The sequence below is a fragment of the Burkholderia sp. KCJ3K979 genome (genome assembly GCF_016759955.1).
Classification (GTDB): Bacteria; Pseudomonadota; Gammaproteobacteria; order Burkholderiales; family Burkholderiaceae; genus Burkholderia; species Burkholderia orbicola.
This window is the reverse complement of the sequence record NZ_JACFYV010000248.1, coordinates 1-9114: the sequence shown is the minus strand read 5'-3', so window position 1 is coordinate 9114 and position 9114 is coordinate 1. Positions and strand designations below refer to the sequence as shown.

Annotated in this window: 10 protein-coding genes and 2 pseudogenes; 9 read left to right on the top strand and 3 right to left on the bottom strand. The window is 65.3% G+C overall.

The features are described from left to right. From H3O04_RS31140 to H3O04_RS31115, 6 genes are all read left to right on the top strand, one after another. Positions 1–824, top strand: an 824-nt coding sequence (locus H3O04_RS31140; RefSeq protein ID WP_202589145.1) for an acetyl-CoA C-acetyltransferase, incomplete at its 5' end; no start/stop codon positions are given. Between the two features lie 134 nt (positions 825–958). After that, positions 959–1699: a 3-ketoacyl-ACP reductase gene (locus H3O04_RS31135; RefSeq protein WP_006491801.1), complete on the top strand. Its 741-nt coding sequence runs from the start codon at positions 959–961 to the stop codon at positions 1697–1699. Between the two features lie 119 nt (positions 1700–1818). Beyond that, complete coding sequence (gene phaR / locus H3O04_RS31130; RefSeq protein ID WP_011549704.1) at positions 1819–2385, top strand: polyhydroxyalkanoate synthesis repressor PhaR; 567 nt, start codon at positions 1819–1821, stop codon at positions 2383–2385. A gap of 412 nt (positions 2386–2797) precedes the next feature. Then, the gene (locus H3O04_RS31125; RefSeq protein WP_202589144.1) at positions 2798–3640 is read left to right on the top strand and encodes a lysozyme inhibitor LprI family protein; all 843 of its coding nucleotides are present in this window, start codon (positions 2798–2800) and stop codon (positions 3638–3640) included. 208 nt (positions 3641–3848) lie between these two features. Then, positions 3849–4172 carry an FAD-dependent oxidoreductase gene (locus H3O04_RS31120; protein ID WP_011549706.1) on the top strand — a complete coding sequence of 108 codons (324 nt, stop codon included), beginning with the start codon at positions 3849–3851 and terminating at the stop codon, positions 4170–4172. Beyond that, entirely contained in the window at positions 4130–4822 is a 693-nt protein-coding gene (locus tag H3O04_RS31115; RefSeq protein WP_320338896.1) for a dihydrofolate reductase family protein, read from the top strand. The genes H3O04_RS31120 and H3O04_RS31115 overlap by 43 nt, the downstream gene beginning before the upstream one ends. Before the next feature lie 84 nt (positions 4823–4906). On the opposite strand, the gene H3O04_RS31110 is transcribed toward H3O04_RS31115, so the two are convergent. Beyond that, positions 4907–5161, bottom strand: coding sequence for a hypothetical protein (locus tag H3O04_RS31110; RefSeq protein ID WP_011549708.1), 255 nt, complete (start codon positions 5159–5161; stop codon positions 4907–4909). 144 nt (positions 5162–5305) lie between these two features. Further along, positions 5306–5569 (bottom strand): transporter suffix domain-containing protein, encoded by a 264-nt coding sequence (locus tag H3O04_RS31105; RefSeq protein WP_011549709.1) that lies wholly within the window; start codon positions 5567–5569, stop codon positions 5306–5308. 558 nt (positions 5570–6127) lie between these two features. Here H3O04_RS31105 and rimO point away from each other — a divergent pair. The 3 genes and pseudogenes from rimO (at position 6128) to H3O04_RS31090 (ending at position 8995) form a co-directional block, all read left to right on the top strand. Next, a complete protein-coding gene (gene rimO, locus H3O04_RS31100; protein ID WP_200160598.1) occupies positions 6128–7489 on the top strand; it encodes a 30S ribosomal protein S12 methylthiotransferase RimO in 1362 nt (453 codons plus the stop codon). A gap of 3 nt (positions 7490–7492) precedes the next feature. Further along, the gene (locus tag H3O04_RS31095; protein WP_054927888.1) at positions 7493–8419 is read left to right on the top strand and encodes a sugar kinase; all 927 of its coding nucleotides are present in this window, start codon (positions 7493–7495) and stop codon (positions 8417–8419) included. Positions 8420–8538: 119 nt separating this feature from the next. After that, positions 8539–8995: pseudogene (locus H3O04_RS31090) on the top strand (hypothetical protein). A 16-nt stretch (positions 8996–9011) separates the two neighbouring features. Here H3O04_RS31090 and H3O04_RS31085 read toward each other — a convergent pair. Next, positions 9012–9114, bottom strand: a pseudogene (locus tag H3O04_RS31085) (IS110 family transposase); the annotation flags it as partial.

Genomic DNA, 9114 nt, shown 5'->3' with positions numbered 1-9114 from the left:
CGTCGCCGCACGTGCTGCCGGGCTCGCGCGACGGCTTCCGGATGGGCGACGCGAAGCTGGTCGACACGATGATCGTCGACGGCCTGTGGGACGTGTACAACCAGTACCACATGGGCATCACGGCGGAAAACGTCGCGAAGGAATACGGGATCACGCGCGAAGAGCAGGACGCATTCGCGGCGCTGTCGCAGAACAAGGCGGAAGCCGCGCAGAAGGCCGGCCGTTTCAATGACGAGATCGTGCCGGTGTCGATCCCGCAACGCAAGGGCGAGCCGCTGCAGTTCGCGACCGACGAGTTCGTGCGTCACGGCGTGACGGCGGAGTCGCTCGCCGGGCTGAAGCCGGCGTTCTCGAAGGACGGCTCGGTGACGGCGGCGAACGCGTCGGGGCTGAACGACGGCGCGGCGGCGGTGCTGGTGATGTCGGCGCAGAAGGCGGCGGCCTTGGGCCTGACGCCGCTGGCGCGAATCAAGGCGTACGCGAACGCGGGCGTGGACCCGAGCGTGATGGGCATGGGCCCGGTGCCGGCGTCGCGCCGTGCGCTGGAGCGCGCGGGCTGGACGCCGGGCGACCTGGACCTGATGGAGATCAACGAGGCGTTCGCGGCGCAGGCGCTGGCGGTGCACAAGCAGATGGGCTGGGACACGTCGAAGGTGAACGTGAACGGCGGGGCGATCGCGATCGGCCACCCGATCGGCGCGTCGGGCTGCCGGATTCTGGTGACGCTGCTGCACGAGATGGCCAAGCGCGACGCGAAGCGCGGGCTGGCGTCGCTGTGCATCGGCGGCGGGATGGGCGTCGCGCTCGCGGTCGAGCGTCCGTAACCGGCCGTCCGTAACCGGCCGTTCGCCATCGGCGAACCGAATCCGTGCGTCGGCCGATTGCGGCTTCGGCCGGCGTCACGTGAAGTCAGAGGGGGCTCCGGCAGCTCTCGAAACCAAAAAATGGAGTGAGATTTATGTCTCAGCGAATTGCGTACGTAACGGGCGGGATGGGCGGCATCGGCACCAGCATCTGCCAGCGCCTGTCGAAAGACGGCTTCAAGGTGGTTGCAGGTTGTGGCCCGAACTCGCCGCGCCGGGTGAAATGGCTCGAGGACCAGAAGGCGCTCGGGTACGACTTCATCGCGTCGGAAGGCAACGTCGGCGACTGGGACTCGACCAAGGAAGCGTTCGACAAGGTCAAGGCCGAAGTCGGCGAGATCGACGTGCTGGTCAACAACGCGGGCATCACGCGCGACGTCGTGTTCCGCAAGATGACGCATGAAGACTGGACCGCCGTGATCGACACCAACCTGACGAGCCTGTTCAACGTCACGAAGCAGGTGATCGACGGGATGGTCGAACGTGGCTGGGGCCGCATCATCAACATTTCGTCGGTGAACGGCCAGAAGGGGCAATTCGGCCAGACGAACTACTCGACCGCGAAGGCCGGTATTCACGGCTTCACGATGTCGCTCGCGCAGGAAGTCGCGACGAAGGGCGTGACGGTCAACACCGTGTCGCCGGGCTACATCGGTACCGACATGGTGAAGGCAATCCGCCCCGACGTGCTCGAGAAGATCGTCGCGACGATCCCGGTGCGGCGTCTCGGCGGTCCCGAGGAAATCGGCTCGATCGTCGCGTGGCTCGCGTCGAACGATTCCGGCTTCGCGACGGGCGCCGACTTCTCGCTGAACGGCGGCCTGCACATGGGCTGAGCGTCCGGGCTGCGCCGGCCGGGTGGCCGCGCAGCCGGGCGTTTTCCGAAGGCCCCCGCCTCCCGGATTCGGGCGGCGGGGATTCGTCACTTGCGCTACGCTGCACTCAAAGGCGTTACATGACTACTACAAAGAAGACGGCCGAACGGCTCATCAAGAAGTACCCGAACCGCCGGCTCTACGATACAGAGACAAGCACGTACATTACGCTGACCGACGTGAAGCAGCTCGTGCTGGAGCAGGAGGATTTCAAGGTCGTCGATGCGAAATCCAATGAAGACCTGACGCGCAGCATTCTCCTGCAGATCATCCTCGAAGAGGAAAGCGGTGGCGTGCCGATGTTCTCGTCGTCGATGCTGTCGCAGATCATCCGTTTCTACGGTCATGCGATGCAGGGCATGATGGGCACGTACCTGGAAAAGAACATCCAGGCGTTCATCGACATCCAGAACAAGCTCGCGGATCAATCGAAGAACCTCTACGAAGGTAACGCGATGAATCCGGAAGTCTGGTCGCAGTTCATGAACATGCAGGCGCCGATGATGCAAGGGATGATGACGAGCTACATCGAGCAGTCGAAGAACATGTTCGTGCAGATGCAGGAGCAGATGCAGAACCAGGCGAAGTCGATGTTCAGCACGTTCCCGTTCAAGCAGCCGGGCGCGCCGGAGCCCGAAAAGAAGTAACGGTTTCGCGGCAGGCCGGCCGTGGCGGCGCGAGCCGCCGGGCGTCGGCGCCGCGAAGCGGGGCGGTCGGTCGCCGTCGTGCATTCGGGCACGACGATGCGTGGTTGCCGTCTGCCGGAAGAAATCGCCGACGGTCGTCCAGGATCGTCGGCACCGAATGCCCGTGCCCGGTATGCGCGGCCATCGTCGTTCTCCAGTCGATCGAGATCCAGTCCATACGAATGAAAGCCCGGGCGCGCCGCGCCGGATGGGGCGCGTTCGTGTCCGCGTGGGCGCTCGCCTGTCGTACCATAAGCGGCGCTGCACGGAAGCCGCTTTTGGCGAACGCCGGGGCGGTTCCGGCGCACGGCGATAGGTGCGATACCGCGTCGATGCGGGGCGGCCGAGAAAAACAAACCGACTGAGAGAAAGCATGCGAGGGGTTCGAACGGCATCGACCGGCAGGCTGGCCGGTCTTGCTGCGATGTTCATGATGGGTGTCGGCGTGGCCTTGCCGAGCTTTGCGATGGATTGCGCGAAAGCCGTCCAGCCGATCGAGAAGCGCATTTGCGCGAGCCCCGCGCTGCGCGCGGCCGATGCGCGGTTGAATGCGGCCTATGCGGGCGCGCTGAAGGCCGCGCCGGACGCCGCCATCCGCGACATGCTGGTGCGTAGCCAGCGCCGCTGGCTCGATGCGCGCAACAAGCGCCTCGATACCGATTACGAAGGCCATCGGCTGGCCGTCGACGAAGTGCGCAAGGCCTTCGATCGGCGTGCCGCCGTGCTGGCCGACCGATCGGGCGAAGGGCTGATCGCGCGAGCTCTGGCTGAACGGCAGTGGCTCGCGAAATACAGCGGCGGCCCGCTGGCCGGCTTCGATGCAAACTGCGATTTCATCCCCGACGATGCGAGTGGCGCGCATGTTTCCTATGCGTGTTTCGGCGCGATTCACGTGCAGCATCATGCGCGGGTGTGCAGCCAGAGCGAGGACTGGGCGACCGGCGCGGTCTACCAGTATCGTCTGGTGAGCGCGGCCGATGGCGGGAAGGTGCATCCGGTGGCGTTCTGCGAAGCGCAAGGCGCGCATGCATGCGACAGCGGCAGCGCGCAGGCGGGATGGGTGGGTGCCGCGACGCCCGGCGGCGAGAGCCGTACACCCGCGCCGGTGACGGGCCTGCCGCAGCTCGATGCCGAATTGTGGCCGCTCGGCGATGGCGGCGATGCGGCGTGGTTCGATCGGTGTCTGACGGCGCCGGTGTTTCCGGATGTGCACTGACGCGCGGCGTTGGGGGTTCGAGCAAGGCCCGCGATGACTGGCGTTTTGTTTTACCGGCCGCGGAATCGAGCGTCGCCAATGTCGGGCAATCGTTTGTTCCACTGCCACGCATGCACGAGCAAGCAAGGTCATTCGAAGCGATGAACTCGTGTGCCAGCAAGGCGGATGGAAGACATGGTCGGAAGCCCGTTATCCTCGGGTGTCACGCATGAGCATGAAGAACAGCGCGCTGCGCGTCGTCGGGCCGTCTGGCACGCTGTTGTCGGCGGCCGATCCGCCGGATGAAGGAGATGGCGGGCTGGCTGCGCTCGCCGAGCGCACCGCCACAGCGATCTCGGCGCTGTTCGTGGAGCGGCCGACACTCACGCCGTTGTCCACGAAGTCGGCCCTTCGTCCGATGACGAGCGACGGAGTGCCGCTCAACGGCTTTCTGCCCGGTGTCGCAGGCGTGTATGCGGTGGTCGCGCATCCCGGCGTGATTCTGGCGCCGTGGCTTGGCCGCTTGGCCGCGAAGACGATCATGAAAGCGTGATCCGGCTGGCGATCGGGTCGAGCGACGCCGCGCTGTCGGCGTGGCCCAAGCGGGGCGCAGGGTACGCGGACTGTCGCTATACTCGATATCCTTACGTTCGTGAAAGGATGCTTCGTATGCGCCCTCGCGTCAGTGTGTTTCTCGCGCTCAGTCTCGATGGATTCATCGCCGGCGAGAACGACGATCTGTCATGGCTGGAGCCGTTTTCATCGGATTCGCCGGATGACACCGGTTATACGGCGCTGATGAACGGCATCGACGTGATCGTGATGGGGCGCAATACGTACGACACCGTAATCAACTTCGACCCGTGGCCGTATGCCGGCAAGCGGATGGTCGTCATGACGCGCCGCGAACTGGCGTCGCGCCACGGCGAAGAGCCGTTCGACGGCGCGCTTGCGACGTTGCTCGACCGTCTGGCGGCGCAAGGTCATCGTCACGTTTATCTGGATGGCGGATTGACGGCGCGAGAAGGCATCAAGGCCGGCGTCGTCGATCGCATCACGCTGAGCTGGGTGCCGATCGTGCTAGGCAAGGGGATTCCGCTGTTCGGCGCCGAGCTGCCGCAAACGCTGCTGCGGCTCGACGATACGAAGCGGTTGCCGAGCGGGCTGATGCAAGCCACGTATGTGCCAGTCATGCAGGATTGACGCGTATGGCGGTGACGCATGCATCACCGCGGCCGGCGTTGCATGCGCGTCGATTTTGACAGCCGTGACGCGTTTCGTCGCAACTCAGTGCGCCGGGCCGAAATCCTGATCGTCCTCCGACGGCGGCAGGTCGAGCACGAGCTTGACGGCGCTGTAGTTGGCCTTGAGCGAGAACACGCGGCCGATCACGAGAAACGTCTGCCGGGAGTTTTCGAGTTCGACGAAGTCGCCCGGTTGCGGGACGTGCGCGCCCTGGTCGTAGGAAAAGCTGGTGCTGGTCTGTTCGCCGATGGCTTCTGCGGCGTGTTCGGTGAATTCGATCGTGAGGTGGGTAGTCATGCGAGCCCCGTTGGGTCGATTGAAGGGAATGGATGCCGCGATTTTCGCATAGCGGCCGATCGCCGCCGTGCCGATTCTTGGTCAGCGCGTTTGATCGACGGGGCGTTGCGTCTTTGCTGACATTCGGCCCCCGGCGACAGCGCATTATTTCCCGGCGCCGCTCGCGCTTTTCCTTGAAAAGCGCCGAGTCGCCCATCCTTTTATCTCGGCCCAGTATTCCTTTCCCAGCAGCGCGACGGCAGCGACGAACACGATTTCGCCGATCACGACCAATGCCGGGATCACGAACGCCTTGTTCGGAATGGACGTGAACGGAAGGATCGGTACCGCGATCCAGTACAAGAGCACGACGCCAAGTAGCGCCAGGCCGGTCTTCTTTCTGATGTTCAGTTGTTTTGCTCGGGGCATCGAAATGTCCTTCTGACGTGGATCGAGCAGGGTGGATTGCCCTGACGTTGCCTGGCCGGGGAAGTCGCGTCCGACGCTCAGCGGGTTTCGTGCTGATGACGCCGGTTCGCGGCAAGGAAATTAATAAACGGAGTAGTTCGTCTCATTATGGGCGGCAGTGGTGACGGACGTCAATCCCGACCGCCGGGCGGGCGGATGGACATTTGAACGTCGAGCTCGGAATTGGGAGGGAAAGGCGCGCTCAACCACGCATAGCCAGCCGGCATAGGATTGTCCGGGCACACGGCACGCATCTGCGCCCATGACCGTTCGCGAGCGGGACAGCGAAAAACGGCACCTTGGCCCTGTTTTTTCATGCAGGCGGCGGCTTCGAAAGCGTGCGGCGATACCTGTCGTCGGGTAGAGGGCGGCAGCAGGGCGGGATCGCGTCGCCCGGCATCGCCGATGGGGCGGCTCGTCCGATCCGGCACTCGCTGGTCCTTCCCCGCGCTCATTTTGGCTCGCCGCCCCTAAATCGCTGTAAACTCACGCTTTTGCTGCCACGCCCCCACATTCCAGATGTCCCAATCCCCCAAAGTAGGGTTCGTATCCCTCGGCTGCCCCAAAGCGCTCGTCGATTCCGAACAAATCATCACGCAACTGCGCGCCGAAGGTTATGAAATCTCCGGCAGCTACGACGGCGCCGACCTCGTCGTCGTGAACACCTGCGGCTTCATCGACGAAGCCGTGCAGGAAAGCCTCGACGCGATCGGCGAAGCGCTGACCGAGAACGGCAAGGTCATCGTCACCGGCTGCCTCGGCGCGAAGTCGAGCGCGAGCGGCTCGAACCTGATCGAGGAAGTCCACCCGAAGGTGCTCGCGGTCACCGGCCCGCACGCGGTGGGCGAAGTGATGCAGGCCGTGCATTCGCACCTGCCGAAGCCGCACGACCCGTTCGTCGACCTCGTGCCCGCGGCCGGCATCAAGCTCACGCCGCGTCACTACGCATACCTGAAGATCTCCGAAGGCTGCAACCACCGCTGCACGTTCTGCATCATCCCGTCGATGCGCGGCGACCTCGTGTCGCGTCCGGTCGCCGAAGTGATGCTGGAAGCCGAGAACCTGTTCAAGTCGGGCGTGAAGGAACTGCTCGTGATCTCGCAGGACACGAGTGCATACGGCGTCGACGTGAAGTACCGCACGGGTTTCTGGAACGGCAAGCCGATCAAGACGCGCATGACCGACCTGGTCGCCGCGCTCGGCGAACTCGCCGTGCAGTACGGCGCGTGGGTGCGCCTGCACTACGTATATCCGTATCCGAGCGTCGACGAAGTGATTCCGCTAATGGCCGAAGGTGCGTTCAAGGGCCACGTGCTGCCGTATCTCGACGTGCCGTTCCAGCATGCGCACCCGGAAGTGCTGAAGCGCATGAAGCGTCCGGCGAACGCCGAGAAGGTGCTCGAGCGTGTGCAGAAGTGGCGCGAGATCTGCCCGGACCTGACGATCCGCAGCACGTTCATCGCGGGCTTCCCCGGCGAGACGGAAGAGCAGTTCGAAACGCTGCTCGACTTCATCCGCGAAGCGGAACTCGATCGCGTCGGCTGTTTCGCGTACTCGCCGGTCGAAGGCGCGACCGCGAACGACCTGGACGGCGCGCTGCCGGACGAGGTTCGCGAGGAACGTCGCGCGCGCTTCATGGAAGTGGCCGAGGAAGTGTCGGCGAACCGCATGCAGCGCAAGGTCGGCAAGACGCTCAAGGTGCTGATCGACGAAGTCAGTGCGGAAGGCGGCATCGGCCGTACGGCCGCCGATGCGCCGGAGATCGACGGCGTCGTCTACGTCGAGCCGGCGGCGAAGGCATCGAAGCGCTACAAGGTCGGCGATTTCGTCTCCGTGAAGATCACGGGCGCCGACGGCCACGATCTGTGGGGCGAGGTGTAAGCGATGGCCGCTGCATTCCCGGAGATCCTCGCGCTCGGCGAGGCGATGATCGAATTCAACCAGTCGCAGCCGGGGCATCCTGAATTCCTGCAGGGCTTCGGCGGCGACACGTCGAACTTCTGCATCGCGGCCGCGCGCCAGGGCGCGTCGACGGGCTTCGTGTCGGCGATCGGCGACGATCCGTTCGGCCGTCTGCTCGCCGACATGTGGGCATCGGAGCGCGTCGACACGACGTACGTGCGGATCGACCGCTCGGCGCCGACCGGCGTGTATTTCGTCACGCATGGCGCCGACGGCCACCAGTTCGACTATCTGCGCGCGGGGTCGGCCGCGAGCCGCTATGCGACGGGCGATTTGCCGCTCGACGCGCTGGCGGCCGCGAAAGCCGTGCACCTGTCGGGCATCAGTCTTGCGATCAGCACGGCAGCGTGCGACGCGGCATTCGCGGCGATCGACCATGCGCGTCGCCACGGCGCGAAGGTCAGCTTCGACACGAACCTGCGCCTGAAGCTGTGGCCGCTGGCGCGTGCCCGCGCGGTGATGCGCGAGGCGCTGCGCCAGACCGACATCTGCCTGCCGAGCTGGGACGACGTCACGGCGCTCACGGGCGCGAACGATCGCGATGCGATCGTCGACGCGATGCTCGAACACGGGCCGCAGGTCGTCGCGCTGAAGCTCGGCAAGGAAGGCGCGTATGTCGCGACGCCGAACGAGCGGCGCGTCGTGCCGGGCTTCGCGGTCGAGGCCGTCGACGCGACCGGCGCGGGCGACTGCTTCGGCGGCGCGTTCATCGCGCGGATCGTCGCGGGCGACGATCCGTTCGCGGCCGCGCGTTATGCGAACGCGGCGGCGGCGCTGTCGACGACCGGTTACGGCGCGGTCGCGCCGATTCCGCACCGCGAGGCGGTGGAACGCCTGATGCAGGGCTGACGCGACACACGCAAGCCGGCGCCTTCGCCGCGCAGGCTTGCGCGGTCACGCAAGAACCGGGTCTCGACCCGGCACGGTCCGCGATTGCCGGGCGAATCTGAAGCAAGGAGCAACACAAGGTGGGTCGATATTCGGAATGGCAACGGGCGCTCGTCGTCGCCGGTGCGCTGGTGGCGGGCATCGCGATGCCGGGGTTGGGCGCCGCGCTACGAAGGCACGCTTGGCGACCGGCCGATCGTCGTGCATCTCGGCCCGAAGACGGACGAGGAAGGCGTGCACGGCGAATACCAGTTCGCCGATACGGGCGAGGTCGTGCTGCTCGCGGGCGACCGCGACGGCGATACGCTCGAAATCGAGGAGTCGAACGACGGCACGAACATCACCGGCGTATGGATTGGCCGCTTCGACGCGACGGGCGACCTGAAGGCCGACCGGATGAACTCGGACGAATCGGACCCGCAGCCGGTCGTGCTGCATCTGGCGCCGGGCAAGCGCGCGGCGCTGCAGGTGCGCGACGGCCGCGTGCGCGAAATCGAGACGGTGGGCGGCGTCGTCAAGCTGCATCCCGACGACTGAGTAACCGTCTTCCGAGTCAAGCCCGATGAAGTGAATCGTCCCAAGGCGTGTTGGTTTTGACCATGGCATTGAGCATGGTTAGGAGCTTGCGCATGCAGGCAACAAGCGCGACCTTGGAC

Excerpts from the sequence above, each read along its gene's own strand:
- H3O04_RS31110 (WP_011549708.1), bottom strand. The coding sequence starts at position 5,161 with ATGACTACCCACCTCACGATCGAATTCACCGAACACGCCGCAGAAGCC.
- H3O04_RS31135 (WP_006491801.1), top strand. The coding sequence starts at position 959 with ATGTCTCAGCGAATTGCGTACGTAACGGGCGGGATGGGCGGCATCGGC.
- rimO (WP_200160598.1), top strand. The coding sequence starts at position 6,128 with ATGTCCCAATCCCCCAAAGTAGGGTTCGTATCCCTCGGCTGCCCCAAA.
- phaR (WP_011549704.1), top strand. The coding sequence starts at position 1,819 with ATGACTACTACAAAGAAGACGGCCGAACGGCTCATCAAGAAGTACCCG.
- H3O04_RS31120 (WP_011549706.1), top strand. The coding sequence starts at position 3,849 with ATGAGCATGAAGAACAGCGCGCTGCGCGTCGTCGGGCCGTCTGGCACG.
- H3O04_RS31105 (WP_011549709.1), bottom strand. The coding sequence starts at position 5,569 with ATGCCCCGAGCAAAACAACTGAACATCAGAAAGAAGACCGGCCTGGCG.
- H3O04_RS31125 (WP_202589144.1), top strand. The coding sequence starts at position 2,798 with ATGCGAGGGGTTCGAACGGCATCGACCGGCAGGCTGGCCGGTCTTGCT.
- H3O04_RS31095 (WP_054927888.1), top strand. The coding sequence starts at position 7,493 with ATGGCCGCTGCATTCCCGGAGATCCTCGCGCTCGGCGAGGCGATGATC.